General features: G+C 54.8%; 11 protein-coding genes. 6 read left to right on the top strand and 5 right to left on the bottom strand.

The window, feature by feature from the left end:
* Nucleotides 1–77: 77 nt before the first annotated feature.
* The 3 genes from Q0G85_RS04840 to Q0G85_RS04830 form a co-directional block, all read right to left on the bottom strand.
* Entirely contained in the window at nucleotides 78–1,382 is a 1,305-nt protein-coding gene (locus tag Q0G85_RS04840; RefSeq protein WP_297155265.1) for an ATP-binding protein, read from the bottom strand.
* A gap of 252 nt (nucleotides 1,383–1,634) precedes the next feature.
* A complete protein-coding gene (locus Q0G85_RS04835) occupies nucleotides 1,635–2,264 on the bottom strand; it encodes a TetR/AcrR family transcriptional regulator (protein ID WP_297155263.1) in 630 nt (209 codons plus the stop codon).
* 97 nt (nucleotides 2,265–2,361) lie between these two features.
* Nucleotides 2,362–3,609, bottom strand: coding sequence for a CynX/NimT family MFS transporter (locus Q0G85_RS04830; protein ID WP_297155261.1), 1,248 nt, complete (start codon nucleotides 3,607–3,609; stop codon nucleotides 2,362–2,364).
* 251 nt (nucleotides 3,610–3,860) lie between these two features.
* On the opposite strand from Q0G85_RS04830, the gene Q0G85_RS04825 reads away from it, so the two are divergent.
* From Q0G85_RS04825 to Q0G85_RS04810, 4 genes are all read left to right on the top strand, one after another.
* Nucleotides 3,861–5,108, top strand: coding sequence for a nitrate/nitrite transporter (locus Q0G85_RS04825; RefSeq protein WP_297155259.1), 1,248 nt, complete (start codon nucleotides 3,861–3,863; stop codon nucleotides 5,106–5,108).
* Nucleotides 5,109–5,867: 759 nt separating this feature from the next.
* Nucleotides 5,868–8,147 carry a molybdopterin-dependent oxidoreductase gene (locus Q0G85_RS04820; protein ID WP_297155257.1) on the top strand — a complete coding sequence of 760 codons (2,280 nt, stop codon included), beginning with the start codon at nucleotides 5,868–5,870 and terminating at the stop codon, nucleotides 8,145–8,147.
* A gap of 16 nt (nucleotides 8,148–8,163) precedes the next feature.
* Complete coding sequence (locus tag Q0G85_RS04815; protein WP_297155254.1) at nucleotides 8,164–8,496, top strand: 4Fe-4S dicluster domain-containing protein; 333 nt, start codon at nucleotides 8,164–8,166, stop codon at nucleotides 8,494–8,496.
* Nucleotides 8,497–8,995: 499 nt separating this feature from the next.
* Nucleotides 8,996–10,675, top strand: coding sequence for an MFS transporter (locus tag Q0G85_RS04810; RefSeq protein ID WP_297155252.1), 1,680 nt, complete (start codon nucleotides 8,996–8,998; stop codon nucleotides 10,673–10,675).
* 169 nt (nucleotides 10,676–10,844) lie between these two features.
* Here Q0G85_RS04810 and Q0G85_RS04805 read toward each other — a convergent pair whose 3' ends face one another.
* Nucleotides 10,845–11,783 carry a LysR family transcriptional regulator gene (locus tag Q0G85_RS04805; protein WP_297155250.1) on the bottom strand — a complete coding sequence of 313 codons (939 nt, stop codon included), beginning with the start codon at nucleotides 11,781–11,783 and terminating at the stop codon, nucleotides 10,845–10,847.
* Nucleotides 11,784–12,106: 323 nt separating this feature from the next.
* On the opposite strand from Q0G85_RS04805, the gene Q0G85_RS04800 reads away from it, so the two are divergent.
* On the top strand, nucleotides 12,107–13,033 hold the full coding sequence (locus tag Q0G85_RS04800) for an amidohydrolase family protein (protein ID WP_297155248.1): 927 nt from the start codon (nucleotides 12,107–12,109) through the stop codon (nucleotides 13,031–13,033).
* A gap of 222 nt (nucleotides 13,034–13,255) precedes the next feature.
* Here the strand turns inward: Q0G85_RS04800 and Q0G85_RS04795 are convergent, their stop codons facing one another.
* The gene (locus Q0G85_RS04795) at nucleotides 13,256–14,635 is read right to left on the bottom strand and encodes a response regulator transcription factor (protein WP_297155246.1); all 1,380 of its coding nucleotides are present in this window, start codon (nucleotides 14,633–14,635) and stop codon (nucleotides 13,256–13,258) included.
* 218 nt (nucleotides 14,636–14,853) lie between these two features.
* Here Q0G85_RS04795 and Q0G85_RS04790 point away from each other — a divergent pair, with 218 nt between their 5' ends.
* The gene (locus Q0G85_RS04790) at nucleotides 14,854–16,860 is read left to right on the top strand and encodes an alpha/beta hydrolase (protein ID WP_297155244.1); all 2,007 of its coding nucleotides are present in this window, start codon (nucleotides 14,854–14,856) and stop codon (nucleotides 16,858–16,860) included.
* The last annotated feature ends 129 nt before the right edge of the window (nucleotides 16,861–16,989 follow it).

The raw sequence follows: 16,989 nt of genomic DNA, 5'->3' as shown, positions 1-16,989 counted from the left end.
AGCTTTTGTGGCGTTCATTCGGACAACAACCGGCTTCACGTTGGCAGCTCACGGAGCACTTCGCGGTGCCGCTTCTCCTACTTCCCAAGGAGGCGAATCGGCACCACAACGATTCCCTCGGCCACTTCGCGGGCGTACTCGCCCACTCCCGTAATCACCGCCATGAACTCGGGAGGCCTCGTTTGCGAGCGGGGGTTTTCGCACACCTTGCGGCGCATGCGCTCAAGGCTCGCGACCCCCCTTTCCACCTTGTCCTCGCTGACCTTGAACTCGAAAGCCGCCCAACGACCGTCGGCGAGCTGCACGATGGCGTCAGCCTCAACCCCCGAGTCATCGCGGTAGTAGCGAACGGGCACGTCATCGAGCAAATCGAGCGCCCGGGCGTAAACCGACAGATCGCGCACCGCCATGTTCTCGAACACCAGCCCGAACGTCTGCCAATCGTCAAGGAGCGCAGCAGGCGACATGCCGAGCAGCGCACAGGCAAGGCTCGGGTCGGCAAGATAGCGCTTGGGCTTCGTCGCGAAGCGCTTCCTGTCGCGGGCGGGAGGCGCCCATCCGGGAACCTCCTCCACGATGTACATACCCTTGAGCGCATCGAGATAGACGCGCACCCGCCCCTCGTCGATCACGCTGAGCGGGCTCTCCTCGGCGCCGAACATGTCGGTGATTATCGTCTTATACGTTGCAGCTTGCCCCAGGTTCCGCGCGAGGGAGGCGGCGAGCCTGCGAGCGATATCGGGATCGAGGCCGAGCGCAGGAACGCTCACGCCAAGCGCCGCCGTAACGTACTCGCGGGCAATAAGCTGCGCTGCGTCGACTTCCATGTCGACGGCCTCCGGCCAGCCGCCTCGACAGGCAGCTTCGACAAGCCCCACTGTGTCGCGCTCGGCAACGCACGGCGTGAATTCACCAGCGAACAAACCCGAAAGGCTGACCTGCCCGCTCGATTCCCCGGACTCGAACAAGCTCATGGGGCTCATGCGAACGCGGCCAATCCGCCCAGCGCCGCTATGCGCGGGCCCCTGCTCGCCCTGGCAGGCTGCGGGCGTCGAGGACCCTGTAAGTATGAAAGCGCCGCGCGTTCCGCGCGCCCGGTCGACCTCATGGCGGACGCAATCCCAGATGGCGGGGACGCGCTGCCATTCGTCGATTACATGAGGGCGAGCCCCCATCAGCATCATGGACGGGTCGGCGCGAGCCAAATCTAAATGCTCGTCAACATAGGAAACCGAGGCTCCGTGCATGAGGGCAGACCACGTCTTGCCGCACCACTTTGTCCCCGCTATCTCAACAGCCCCAAACGCCTTCAGGTACCGCTCGATTTGCGCGTCGGCAACGCGCGGCATATATCCCTCAGGCTTTTCGAAGTTCGCTCCCATAGCGCCTTTCCCTCACTCGCAACATTGATGAGAGTCTAGCGTCTTTCGGGCGCCCTGAGTGTGTCGATTCGGATTTTCCTGTTAAAAATCTTCGGATTTTCCTGTTAGTTTCATTCGAAATTTCCCCCACCCAATATTCGGATTTTCATGCGAGAAGTATTCGGAATTTCCATTTACTATACCGCTCAGTGCATACGACATCGCATTATAATCCCGCAGTCTCCCATGGAGAAAACAGGCTGCGATGCCAACCTAGAACAGAAACATGGAGTCACCCGATGGAGCAGGAGTAGCCGGAACAGCTAACGCCTCATACAGTTCTCGGGGGACAAGGCTTACGATCATCTCGCAATACTCGTCGAGGCTAATTCCGAGCTCTCCCTGCATGAATTTCTGAGCCATTGCAATCTCGACGTAAGGGACTGCCTCAATTTGGAACTTGATTAAAGGCGTAATCTCTTTTTGCTGATAAGAGAGCATGGTTTCCGTAAGCTGTCTCTGCCGCCAACGAACAAAAAAGGGTTGTCCACCTCGATATTCCCGACAACTCGCCCCTGCCACAAACAAAGCCTTGAACTTCATAAAATAACAGGTTGTTCTTCGGTGGGCCTCATGCCAAGTAAGAGTTCGCCCCGTTTCCTTGAGACCAGCACTATAGCTCTGGCATGAAAGCCAGATAAGGATGTCATTCTTATCCTGAAAGTGGTAATAAAACCCCGAACGACTAAGCCCCGTCGCAGCTACGATGTCCTCGATCTTTATTTTGTCGTAAGGCTTTTCCTTGCATAAATCGTCAAAAGCCTTCACGATTCTTGCCTTTGTGTGGAAAGACCCCGAGAAGTGATTTTCGTACGCAGATAAATCGTCGTCTTGAAAGGCCATAACTTCCCCCTCAGTATCACCCTTTTAGTCATCGTACAGCAAAAAGCATCAAGGCGAAAGAGAGACGACACAAAGGGGGGCGCTTATATACCCGCCGCTACTTGAGTCGAGAAATCAAAATTGCCGCAGTCCCCAAAAACCCAATAACCATCAAAACGATGCCCGCTACAAAGTAGTTTCCATACGAAGGGCCCAACAGAAGCTGCACAAAAAAGGTGCCGAGAAACTGGCCGACGCACTGAACAAAGGTTAGAAGGCCCATGCCTTTCGCAACTGCTTCAGATCGAGGCATGAGCTGCATCCACCCAGCAATGAACAATCCCGTGCAGCCAAATCCAATGAGGCCGAGGATGCAAACCGCAATCCAGAATAATGTTCCTGTTTGCGTATACATAATAAATAGACACGGGCCAAGCACTACGAGAGTTGTGACAAGCAGCGGCTTAATACGCCCCATCTTGTCAGCGAGAAATCCAAAGAACGGGCAAGAGACCAGCGCGAGAAGCGAGGCGAGCGTCGTGGCAAAGCCAGCTAGCGACATGCTAAAACCCTTTTCAGGAAGCTGGAGAATCGAGGGTAAGAGGCCGAGCAATGCAAGCATGATGAGATTCATGCAGACGAATGCTATAAGAAGCAAAAAATTGTCACGCTTGGCAAATTCTCGATAGGAACTTTTCCCGGCGAGCCCCGCCGCTTCTTCATATGCCTCGGTAAGCCCAACTTCCCGCAAAGGCGTCTTAATATAGATCGCGAAAAGAACAGCCGCAATCGCAGAGACAATCGCAAAGACAATCCAAACGCCCTCGAAACCCGCAGCTTCAAAGATCTGCGGAGTAAGCACGCAAGCGATTACGGCTCCTCCATTTCCCCAACATCCCCATATCCCATTCGCAATGCCCATCTTCTCAGGCGGCACGCACTGCTTGATTGCAATAGGAGCACAGGCGGTAATGCACGTAAGCGCCGCACCCTCTATGCCACGAGAAATAATGAGTACTGCCCCGTTATGATTCGAAAGAAGCCCGATCAGCGATCCAGCAACAAGAATGGCGACGGAGATGAGAATCGCTTTCTTAAATCCAAATTGCTGCGCCACCTTCCCGGAAGGAAGCGCGACGAAGATGCCGACAAACGTGAATATGGACATGATCCACGATGCACCGCCATTCGCCAAATCAAACATCGGCGCTATAGCGGTCAGAATCGTAGAGGCTTTGTACTGAGTGCAGGCAGCCGCAAGTCCAATCAGGAGAATTACTAGACTGACAAGAACGGTGTTCTGATAAGCGCGAACACCAGGTCGCGCACCTTTTGGAGCAGCTTGCCTTTTTGCGCTCTTTTCCACGAAAGCCCCTTTCCTCGGTTAATACTTTTTTCTCCACAGCGGTGACTGCTATGAGCAAAACACTTATGCAGGAGCTCACGCGATAAACAAAACCATATAATTGTTCAGAACCTCTAGACATCTAAATCCACTTGAAAAAATACGCTGCTCATCTAGGAGATAATGCACCTATCCCTCCCTACGTCGCGCGCCGTAGAGTGCAAATCAAGGTCGGTAAACGCCGATGGGGAAACAAGGTAAAGGGGAATTGTATGAGTACATCAGCTGAGCCGAAAAAGATGACTAATCAGCAAAAGCTATCACCATATCGGTGGGTGGCGGTCATCTGCATCGGATTGATGCACGCTTCGTTGATGGGTGCAGTTGCTGTTCCAGGCGCATTTTCTGCAACGATCATCGGAGACTGGGGGATCGACCAGGGCGCTTTTGTGCAGCTTACGCTTATTGGCTTTTTAACAGGCGCCCTATTCTCAATTCCTATGGGGATTTTAGCCGACAAATTCGGCGTCGTGAAGATTTTGGGAATCGGCATGATCATCGCATCGATCGCCGGCATTGCCAGGATCTTCTGCGATACACCCGATAGCTTTGCAATGCTCTATGCTTCCTGCTTCTTCATTGGCATGGGCCTTGCGGGAATGAATTCCAACTCAGTGAAGTTCCTTCGTGCCTGGTTCGGGACGAAGATCACGACTGGTATGACTCTCTACGTCTCAGGCGCAGGCATCGGCGTTACCGGCATGATGGCGTATGCCTCTGCAAACATAACCGACCTTCGCGCAACGTGGATCTGCAGTGCCATCGTCCTTGTGGTTGCAACCGTTCTCTGGTTCGTACTAGCCCGAATGCCGAAGGACGCCGAGATCATGAAAGATTCCTATTCGATTACCGCAGTCAAGGCATGCTTCAGCAACAAAACGCTACTGCTGGTATCGGTTGTCATGATGCTCTCCATGGCTTCTTCTGCCGCCTATGCCGGCAACATCCCCGCAGGCTTGGCAGAGAAGGGAATCGACCCTGCTACAGCAGCTGCGTGGGCATCGTTTATCAACCTGGCCGGCATGCCATCTAACTGGGTTTGCGGCCCTATTGCAGACAAGCTGCAACGTATGAAGCCAGTTTTTGGCGTGATGGCATTCCTCGGGGCAGGGCTGCTGATGGTTGCATGGTGGCTCCCTGTCTCGGGCGCAACATTACCCTTGATGCTCCTCGGCGCTTTCATCGTTTGGGGCAACATCGGAATCATCAAAGGCTCCGTCGGCATGATTCCCACCATCAAGCCAGTGCACATGGGCACGGCTGGCGGCATCCAGACATTCTTCCAAAACTTGTCCGCGTTCATTATCCCGTCTTTCGTAATCGCGCCGCTCTGCGGAGGAAATATGGTCATGTTCTTCATGCTCCTCAGCGTGTGCGTATTGCTTGCTGGCGCAGTGTTCGTGTTCGCAATTCCCGAACTTGGCCTTAAGGGCAAAATACACAAGCAGGAAACGAAATAGTTTTGTCAGCCTGCCAACTGCGCGTTGCTCGAGCGCAAAGAAACGACGAGCCTTAGACGCGCGTCCCTTCGAACGCGAGCGAAATGCCATGTCGCCCGCTCACTCCACAAAAACCGGCCAGATACTCTGGCCGGTTTTTCTTTTCTACGAGGACTCTCGCACGCAGCTGGTTGCGCCATGCCACGCTCAGCGCTTTGCTTCGCCGTTATCGTTTGCGATTATTATCAGGGCAAAGGCGTGTGGTAGCGACAAGCTTGAGCCTTAATTCGAGGACGCTTTGATCCGAGACCGCAGGGACGAGCGCACATCTCCTCTATTTTCAAACAAAAAATTGGCTCCGGAATCTGCCGCGGGGGAAGCGCCTCCCCGCATTTCTTACACATACCGAACTCTCCGAGCTCGGGATCGTTTATGCATCCGCAATGCTCGCACACGAGCAGAGGCTCTTTCGGAGGCTTGCAACGACCGCAATATGGATTGCATACATGCATTGAAGTGGACATCACCAACCACCATCCTCGCACTTTCCTCAACAAAACCGAGTATAGGTTTTGCTCCGATTCCTAGCCTGCTCATATCTTTAACAGCATGCAGCACTGCTGGTCATGAGCAAAAAAGTGTCCAGTGGCACTTGTCGAGTCCGCTCTGTTGTCGATTGTCCATCAGTATCACCTGGGATTATCTTCTAAGTACCAGTTAGGCACTTGCCAAGAACAAGAGCCCGGCAAGCTGGCTAGACGAGAAAAGGAGGACTCGGTCATGAGCAAACCATGGAAACGGGAGGAAAACGGAGAGACGATCTTTCGCACCTGCGCATGGTCTCCCCCAGGATGCCATCCCGTTGGGTGCGGCTTGCAGCTTCATGTAAAAGACGGGAAGCTGGTAAGTGTAGAGGGGGATCCCGAGCATCCGGTCACAAGAGGAGCCCTGTGCCCACGCTGCCTCGCCATCAAGGATGTCATCTATCATCCCGATCGCATCTACAAGCCCTTGAAGCGCGCCCCCGAGGATCGCGGCAAGGACAAATGGGAAGAGATCTCGCTCGACGAAGCATTCAACATCCTCGAAGAGAAGACTCGCTATTTCACAGAGAAGTACGGCCCCGAATCAATCGTCGTCTTCTGCGGAACCGGACGCGAGGCAACCGTTTATCACAATGAACTAGCATTCATGGGGTTCGGTACACCGAACGCATGCTATGCGCAGAGCGGTTGGGCATGCTACGCGCCGCGCGTCTCCTCAATGGCGTACCTCATGGGCGGTGGCTATCCCGAAATCGACTACGCAGCACGTTATCCCGACCGTTACGACCACCCAGGTTGGGAAGCGCCGAAATATATCATGCTCTGGGGCAAAGAGCCTCTGAAATCGAACGCAGACGGTTTCTGGGGTCATGCTGTTATCGACCTCATGAAGGACTACGGCACGAAGCTCATCTGCGTTGATCCCCGCATCAACTGGCTTTCCACGCGAGCCGAGATCAACCTGCAACTTCGTCCTGGCACCGATGCGGCGCTCGCACTCGGACTCCTCAACGTAATCATCAACGAGGATCTTTACGACCATGACGCCGTCGATAAGTGGTGCTACGGTTTCGATGAGCTTAAGGAGCGAGTCCAGGAATATCCTCCCTCGAAGGTCGCGGAGATCACCTGGGTACCCGAAGAACTCATCGTCGATGCTGCACGAAAATACGCGACGGGCAAGCACAGCGCTATCGGTTGGGGGCTCTCGGTTGACCAGAACCCCAACGGCATTCAGGTCGGCCAGGCCCTTCTCTCGCTTATGGCGATTACCGATAATCTCGATGTTCCTGGCGGCAACACGCTCGGACTCCCCATCGATGACGACACGAATGTCGACATGATCAACCGCGCCATGGAGGCGGGAACCGTCACCGAAGAGCTATTTGCAAAGCGCATCGGCGCCGAGGAGTTCCCCTTCGTGTGCCAGCTGATGTCGACAAATCATCCGGACAGCGTCCTCGACACGCTTGAAACGCAGAAGCCGTATCGCCTGCGCATGGGCGTGTTCCAGAGCTCGAACGTCGTTGGCGGTGCCATCAGCGCAGCTCCCGAGCGATGGCTCAACGCCATGAAGGAAAGCTTCGAGTTCTGCGTCGCCACCGAACTGTTCCAGAATCCAACAACGATGGCTCTTTGCGACCTCATCTTCCCCTTGAAGACATGGGCGGAACACGACACCTTAGTTGAGTCTCACTACGGCTTCAACGTCGCTTTTAACGGCGCCTGCAACAAGGCAATCGACGTCGTCGAGGGCGTAAGCGACCTGGGCTTCATGATGGAAATCGGCCGACGCATGTTCCCCGACTACTGGAGCCAATTCAAAGACGAAGATGATTACCTCGCAAAAATCCGCATCCCGGACGATATGACCTGGGAGGAATTCCGCGAGAAGGGCATCATCCAGCCTGAGGAGATTTACCGCAAATGCGCGAAGGGGCTCATGCGCCCCGATGGAGAGATGGGTTACATGACCCCCACCGGCCGCATCGAACTCTGGTCCACGATGTACGCGAAATACGGAGACGACCCCTTGCCCTACTACCAGGAGCCGCCTTTCAGCCCCATAAGCACTCCAGAGCTTTGCGAGAAATATCCCTTCGTCTTAACGACGGGCGGCCGTAAGTACACCTCTTTCCATTCAGAGCATCGCCAGATCAAGCGCCTCCGCGAAATCGACCAGTGGCCCACCGTCGAGATGAACCCGAAGGTTGCCGAGAGACTCGGCATCGTCGAGGGAGACTGGGTATGGATCGAGAACCAGAATGGACGAGTCAAAGAGGTTGCTCATCTGACCGAGGGCATCGACGAACGAGTTATCCACGCTCACCATGGATGGTGGTTCCCCGAGCAAGATGGCGAAGAGCCCAACCTGTTCGGCTTCCGCCAATCCAACATCAATATGATCATGCCGCATAAGGTCATCGGCAAACTCGGGTTCGGAAACACCTTCAAGTGCAACATCTGCAATATCTACAAGGTGACCGATGCCAACGACGATGACGGCAACAAATAGAAAGGGGTGATTCACCATGAAAAACGGCCTGCTCATCAACTACAAGTATTGTTCGGGATGCCATTCATGCGAGATGGCCTGCAAAAACGAGCACGACATCCCCCTCGGGAAATGGGGAATCAAGCTGTCGGAGGATGGCCCCTGGAAGCTGCCTGATGGCGAATGGCATTGGGACTATATCCCCCACCCAACCGAGCTTTGCGACCTGTGTGCAGAGAGGACAGCTCAAGGCAAGCTCCCGAACTGCGTTCAAACTTGCCAGGCGAAGGTGATGGAGTACGGAACCCTTGAGGAGCTGTCGAAGCGCGCGGACGAAATCGGAGAGAAAGTTGTGATTTTCGTGCCGTAGTGACATCGGAATTGCTTCAAGACAGGTAACTGGTCCTTACCCGATGAAGCATCTTCGTAAAGCATGCACTTACCCTCGTTCGGCGCATCGGCTTATCGGTGCGCCGAACTTTTTTATCTGGGGCGCATTACATCGAATCAGTTTTGCGATGATCCTGTCACCCGAAAAACAGGATGCGCGCGTCATCAAAAAGGCATTGAGAAGCAAATCAATGCACTCTCTCCCTCCGCCCATTTGCAGAGTTTCATTCCCGATGCCTCGCTTGTGTGGGCTCCTTCCCCTTCAAAAAAATCGAATAGCTCCCTTTTATTTCGGGAATATGCTTCTTGAAAAAGTGCGATTTTTCTTATGTCCCCTCATCGGAATAGACTAGCTTCCATGAGGCGGCGAGCAGAAGGGAGAAGGGAGAGGCTCGTCGCTCCACGGCGGACAAAGCACTTGCAATCTTTTTCGCCAACATATGACTTCACCTTGATGTTCTTGAGGGGGAGGGGGAACAATGAACGAAAAGCAGTTCACGATTTCCGAAGTCATCGACTCTTTCGGAATCACCAAGCATTCCTGGGTTCTCTTTATCATCCTATCGCTCGCCCAGGTGCTCGATGGTTATGATTTCATGATCATCAACTCGACAAACCTATTCGTCGCCCACACGTTTTGGCCGAACGACCCGAACCCGGGAGCGCTCATGGGGTCGCTTACCACATGGGGCCTGCTCGGCATGGTCATCGGCGGCGCATTCGGCGGCATCCTTTCCGACAAAATCGGACGGAAGAAGGTCCTCATCGGTGCCGTTGCCTTCTACGGAGTCTTCACGCTCCCCCAGGCATTCGCAAGCGACCTTACCATGTTCGCAGCGTTCCGCCTGATCGCGGGCCTAGGCGTCGGCTCCTGCATCCCCGTCGTGTACACGGTCTTTTCCGAGGTCATGCCCTCGAACCGTCGCGGCTTCTTCATCACCTGCGGCGGCGCCTGCATGGTCGGCGGCTGGGTTATCGCGGGCCTTGTCGCCAACCCCATCTGCAACGCCACGACCCCGCTTCTGGGCGGCTTCACCGAGATGGTGACCTACACGAACGCCGACGGCACAACCGCCACGATGTTCTCCAACTGGCGCCTTTGCTACCTGATCGGCGGCATCCCCGTCCTGTACGCGATTTTCCTCGCATTCGCCATGCGCGAGACCGCACACTGGTACGCCAACACCGGGCAGACCGAGAAGGCCATCGAAGTCCTCGCCGAGTTCGAGAAGAAGTCCATCGGCACCTCGACTAAGAGGGATCCGAACGCGATCATCATCCCACCTCGCCCCGAGAAGACCACCCCGAACGTGCTCTTCTCGAAGAAGTTCATCGTCGGCACGAGCGCCATCTGGACCGTCTGCTTCGTTGGCCAGTTCTGCGTATACGGCATGAACGCCTGGCTTCCGACCTGGTTCAAGTGCATCGGTTACTCCGCCTCCGACGCCGTCGCCTTGCAGACCTGGAACAACGTCGCGGCAATCATCTCGAACTGCCTTGTCGGATACGTTTCCGATACGATGGGCAGGAAGAAATGCCTCATCTTCGCCTGGATTCTCTGCATCGTCGTCATCATCGCCTGCTCGCTGTTCGTGACGCCCGATAGCTTCATCATCTGCGCCGTGCTCATGCTCGCCTTCGGGTTCGCGCTCAACTTCGCCATCTCGGCCATCTACCCGCTTATGCCCGAGCAGTATCCGACGGCCATACGCAACACGGGCACCGCGTGGTGCCAGGCGTTCGCGCGCTTCGGCGGGTCGGCTTCCTCCATCGTTCTTGGCGGCATCGCCACGATGGCAATCTTCCAGACAGGCGGGACGACCAACTGGTCAAGCGTCGTGCTCACCCTGATCATCCCCTTCGCGCTCGGCCTCATCTGCACGCTCGTCTTCGTGCGCGACACCTACGGGAAATCGCTCGATACGCTCACCAGCGAGAACAGCGGAAGCAGCGACTCGGGCACCGTCCCATTCGCTATCATGATGTGCATCGTCGTTATACTATTCGCGCTTTGCATCATCTGCCCGCTTGCTATTCCGAATTGGTCGAAGCTTCCCATCGCGCTTCCGCTCATGGCATGCGGCATGCTCCTGCCATTCCTGTTCTTCTTCATCCTCGGCGGCAAGCAGCTAATCGCGGAGAAGACCAAAAAGCAGTAAACAACCCGGGCACGAAGTTTAGGGGCCTATGCTCCAACTTGGAAAGCCGCGTTACCTAAGAAATCGCGCCATCTGCGAATTTTCGCTGCAAGACAATTAGCCCGACATCGGGGGAGCCTCACATTGCAGGCTCCCCTTTTTCGCGCAGGCAGCCTTCACGCAGCCGACCCTACTCGAACCTCAACGGGGGATTCGGCATCGCTTCGATGCGCGCGACAAGCTCCGCCAGAACCGGGTTGTCGTTATCCTTCCGGTACATGAGCTGCAATGGCATGCAGAAGTCTTCATCCTCCACATCGACCACGCGGCAGAAGGGCTTGATTCCCTCGGGAATTCTCGCGCCGAAGTTCGACCCCACGACAAGCACCATGTCACCAAGGCCAGCGCACAAGGCGAACAGCTCGGGAATGCTTGAGCAGAGGCACGAACGGGTTTTCGGAGTGAAACCATGCCGCTCGAACGCTTCCTCGATATAGCACCATGACCTGCTCAGATAGATTCCCTCGTACTTGACGAAGGTCGATTTCTTAAGGTCGCTAACTCCGATTCGGTCTTTCGACGCTAACGGATTCCCCGCATCGACGATTACGGTCAGCTTCAAGTCCGCAACTCGCAGCACCTCGACGCTGCCATCGTCCGCCACCTCGTCGATCGGGGCGGGGTCGAACACAATATCGACGTCTCCCGATTCAAGCATCTCGGCCGGGTTTTTGTTGTATCGACGCTTCACCTCAAGGCAATTCGCGCCATATTCGCTGTTGAGTAGCGAGATGAGAAAACCAAGAACCTCCGTTGAAGGCCCTTCGTCCGTCAGGCCACTAATCGATAGGTGGGCAGGCGGGTGTCGCCGCAGATAGTGCGCCTTGCTATCGAGCTCCTCCATCGCCTCGATCGCGCGATACGCCAGAGGGAGCAATTCGGCGCCGCTCTTCGTCAAGCGCAGCGTATTGCCATCGCGCTTGAACAGCTCGAGTTTGAGGTCTTTCTCGAACTGGCTGATGTGCTTGCTCAGGGACGGCTGACTCATATTGAGCGCACGCGCCGTCTCCGTGTAGTTGAGCCGCTTCGCAAGCTCCGTGAACTCGATAATGTAGTTGGCGTTCAGCATAGTCGCCCTCCCCCTGTTGCGCGATTTCGCATGTGCATAGCATAGCGCATTCGAATGAGATGCCTGCTTCTGCCTCTTTATTCAAGAAGCGTTATTCCTGAATCGAATGCTATTCATTCGAACTGCGAAAGCAAGCAAGGCCATTCCGAATGAGCAAGTGCCGTAAATCGAATTTCACGCATACCACCTGTGGGGATTATGATGCATTCTGCAAGTGCACCATGTCCGCCTCTTTCTGAGCCACTACAGCCACCTTTCACGGTGCCTGCCGCGGCAGCGTTGCGTAAAGCGACTATCACCAGCCGTTTCAGATGGAGGACATAATGAAGGATCAACCCATCATCGATTTTCACGCGCATCTCGGCGACATATTCAAGGATGCGCACAACGTCATCTACAAGTTGGGCCTCAAGCCCGCCGACATGCCCGACCCGTTCACCGTCAGGGAAGAGCGCGGGTTCAAAGGGCCGTTTATCACCGAGAACACCGACGAGGCGCTTCACGAGTTCATCGACGTGAACCATGAGCGCTGTCGGACGAACACGCTCGAGAACATGCAGCGCGAAATGGACGAATGCGGCATCGACTACATCTGCGTGCTGCCGATCATGCCAGCCTTGTCGTTCGAAGATTACGAGGTCGCCCATATGGTCGAGCCGCGGTGCATCCCATTCACCTGCATCGACTACCGACTCGGCAAGGACGCCGGGAAAAAGCTGCTCGAAGATTCCGAGAAGGGTGCCTATGCCCTCAAGCTCCACCCGATTTTGAGCAAGCGAGCTCTCGACGATCCCCTGACCGAAGAAGCGCTGAACTACTGGGCGAAGACGGGAAAGCCCGTGACATCACATTGCGGAGCCGGGTTGTACTACTACCCCGAAATCAACGACCAGTACGCCACGCCCGAGTTCGGCGACCTCGCCCATCTGGTCGAATGCGCGAGGCGCCATCCTGAAATCAACTTCGTCGCAGCTCATTGTGGTGGAACCGCGGCGGGCAACATCGAGCGGCTCGCAAAATTGTCCCAGGGACTCGACAACGTGTATGCCGACACGTCGTTTAGGTCGCACGAGGACATCGAGCTTATGATCGAGCTATTCGGACGCAAGAGGATCATGTTCGGCACCGACTATCCGTTCGGAAGCTACAAGCGTCAGGTCGAGCAAGTGATGATAGCCACGGAGGGAGACCCAGAGCTGCGAAACCTCGTCTTCTTCGAGAACGCCAACCGCCTGCTCCATATTGCGTAAGGGAACTTGGGAGGGGGAAGCCGACTCGGAATTTCCCCCTCCCAATATTCGGATTATCCTGAAAAAAATTCGGATTTTGTTGTCAGTGGCATTCGGAATTTTCTAGCGAAGTTGAACGAGCACGAAACAAGGCGAAGGGCGCCGGGGGCCTCCCGCAACAGTTCCAAGCCCCGTCGCATATCGAATTTAAGCACTCTCCTGCAGACGCCTTTTCTCTTGCCTCTACCGCCTTTTCGCGATGATTTCCTCAAGTTCCTTGCGCTTGTGCACGCCGAACTTTTGATAGATGTGGTGCAGATGAGTTTTGACCGTACTCTCGGAAATAAACATCGCGTTGGCCATGTCGCTGTTCGACCTGCCCTGTGCAAGTTGCTGAAGAATTTCTGCTTCGCGTTCGGTCAACGAATAGGATACGCTCAGTAAGCTGATCTTCAGTTCGAGCTCTTCTTCAGCACTTTTTGTCGACTCTCCTTCATGCCGATCGCGGTGCGAGAAAAACGAGAGGAGCGAGTCTTCCGACATGAAGTAACAGCTCACAACGACAACGGCCAACACAACAAAAACGAGCAAAGCACCAAATCCTGTTTGGGATAAATCACAACGAATTAATTCGCCTATAGCCGCCCCGAGGAAGCTTGCGCAAAACTGCACTGCGCTAAGTATGCCGAATAGGCTCAGCGCCGAAGCCCCTGTACTATAGGAGAGCGAGCACACCACCAAGAACAACAACATCCCCATCGCGGCCGATCCTGCGTCCAGAATGATTCCCGAAATACCCCAATACGAGCTTGTCACAACAGATGCCAGCAAGAAGCCGGCAACCATCCAGGGGAATGCCATCCGGTAGAGAACGGCAGCATTGAACTGCTTGGCCTGGAACAGTATGAATACGATGATGATCAGCGCGGGAATCAAGGAAGCAAAACGCGAGTGCCCGGTCGCAATGGTCGATGTGATGACATTGCTGGTAAGCGAGTACACTGCCACGAAAATTGCCGTCCGTCGCAGAAGAGGGATCCGATGCCTCGAAGAATGATGAGAGAGCCCATCATCCAGGTACCGGCCTTGGGCGGTCCAATAAGCAAGACAAATGATGGCGGATAGAAGGATGGCAAGCATTCCGATGCGCAAGTGATCCAACTCCATCACGAAAAAGTAAAGCACAAGCGAGATTGCGATACACACAGCGTTGAGAAACGACGCCCGCACGGGGTTGAGAGTGGCGCACAAGTCAATCCACAGTGCCGAAACGAACACAATCCCAATGCTTCGGAGCAATAAGGCAGCACATGCCAGCGCTGGCATTAAGATTGGATGGGCGAACGGAAAAGCGAGCCAAATAAGAGCATACGCAATCTGCGATCCGATTCCTGAGATCAGCAGTGCGCGCCTAAGGAAGACAGGTTCGACGCGGCTCGCTAAAAGAACCAGAGCTAGAGCAGCAGCGCCACAAACAATGTTGGAAATGCCATAGGCTATGAAGGGCGAGAACGCCGCCGGGCCCAAAGGGTCCAACGCAGGAATGAGCTTCTGAAGAGCGAAGCAATAAAAAAGCGCCGGAATGCCAACAATCGCCTGAGTTGTCACGCTGGGTTTTCCCATGCCTCCTCCTTATCTTCTCCCCCTGAAAAATTCTATTGGTTTTCCGGCTGATACAAGGTTTACATTGCTCAATTTAGTCAAATAGCCCCGAATAAACCGCCCGATGGATGCGCCCATGCCTCTCAATCAAAACAATGCTCGTAAGGGAAACCGTCAAAGCGCCTAGAGAAAGGAGGGAAAGGCGCAGACCATCAGTAAACAAGGAACAAAGGGGTTCAATGAATAAACAGGAGAAGAGAGCAGCGCAAGCCGAAAAAGACCGGCTTATGGATGAGAAGCTGCGAACCGATTACTACGACCCAGAAAAGCGCAAACGCCGCCGCAAGAACGTAAGAATCGGCTGGTGCATCACGCTTGCCATCCTACTGGTATCCTCGGTGCTCAACTGGGGAGTCATCAGCAGCTGGGGGAAAGTCGACATCACGCGCGTCACCATTCCAGGCGACGACGGAGCAAAATATAGTGGACTTGTATACCGTCCGGACAACGCAACCGACGAGACACCAGCACCTGCCATCATAATGTTCCATGGCAACGCAGGCAACGCGCGCAACCATGAGTCTTGGGCGACGGAGTTCGCCCGCCGCGGATTTGTCGTGGTGGTACCCGATCTGTACGGATCAGGAGACTCGGAAGGCTATTTCGACGGCTCTCTCGACCCGAACGACTTCATCCTGGCAGGCGACGGAGATCAGCGTGCGCTTACTGATCAGGCCGATTTCTTCTATCGGTATATGCTGCAATTACCCTTCGTTGACGACGAGAACATCATCTCGTCCGGTCACTCCATGGGTAACAACGCCGCATGCGGTCTTGGCGCCAAATACGACGCAAACGCAATCTTGGGGGCATCACCCGGACGCTATATCACCGAAGGGTTCGATAACTATCAGTATTGGACGGAATATGACGGCGCTATTGTCACGCTGACCGGCGACGTGGAATTAGGCAAGACCGAAGAAGCTCGCTGGGAAACCACTCAAAAACGCGCCCTGCCCGTCCTGCATCATTTTGATGATTACCAGGATGCCACAGAAGTTCAGCTGAATACTGAATACGGCTCCATTGCCGACGGCAGCGGCTTCATTTTCATCTCGGAGCCCGAACGTATTCACGAGGCCGCGTTCGTTAGCACCACTACAGTGGGCAATCTCCTGAAATATGGCCAGGAGGTCATTGGCGATGCAGTACCCAACTACATCGACGCCAACGACCAGGTGTGGCCCATCAAGGACTATACGGGATTACTCGGCGTATTCGCCTGGGCGGCGTTCGTATTCGCCACCGCGCTGTTGCTCATCGAGGAGGTCCCGGCATTTGCTGCAGTAAGGCGTCCGCTTGCCCGCAACATCGGCTTCCGAGGCATGGGCCTGATCATCGCATCGCTTATCGCCCTATTGATTCCTTATGTGGTCATCAAGACCGACGCATTCGGTATCGTAGGCGGAAGAATCGCCTACAACCTGTACAGCGCAGGGTTCAACCTGGGTTATTCGAACATGGGATTCGGAATCATCATCGGTCTGACCATCGTTTGCATCCTCGGCTTTATCGTATTCATGGCAACCGAACGCAAGAAGAAGACCATAACCGTCGACACCCTTGGCCTAACCCCTCACAATTACGCCGAGAAGGCAAGCCGCAAAGAGCGCGTTCTCTCCGTAGTTGGCATGATTGCGAAGAGCGCCCTGGTTGCCGCCATCGCGATTGCTGTCGGATTCGTGTACATGCAGGCTCAACTGACGATCACCGGAACCGATTTCTATGCATGGTTCTTTGGCGTGAAAGACCTGCCTGTCGATAAAATCGGGTCCTATCTACCGTATCTTGCAGTGTTCTTGATCGCATTCGTGTTCCTGTCCTTCGACATGAACATCATCCGTCGTCTCCCCTCTACGGGCAACGAGACCAAGGACCTGTTCATCGCCATGGCAGTCAATTTGGTGCTGGGCATCGCCGCTGTTGTAGCCATCGTAGCAGTGAAGTGGTGGCTGCAGTCCATCGGTTCGCCTGCTGATACTGGATTGATTTGGAACATGGCGCTTGATACCCAACGCATCTGGGGCATGCCAGTTGGTATGACGGTGGCAGTACTGGGTTCCACCTTCATCTACAAGAAGACCGGCAATATATGGTTATGCGCATTGCTGGTGGGTACCATTGCCTGCATCATGGGCGTGCTGTATGGCCAAACACGCTTCCATTATCTGACGTTCTTCTACTAAGGCGCCGTTTCATCATGTATCAGCGCAAATTATCGTAAGCGATAGCCCTACAGCTATTCTAAGATTCTCGAAGACCGCAGATAGCGAAAACGCCCTCCGACGAGGGCGTTTTCGCGTGAACACAAGCCT

Source organism: uncultured Ellagibacter sp., assembly GCF_934617235.1.
Taxonomy (GTDB): domain Bacteria; phylum Actinomycetota; class Coriobacteriia; order Coriobacteriales; family Eggerthellaceae; genus Ellagibacter.
This window is presented reverse-complemented; position numbering and strand designations above follow the sequence as displayed.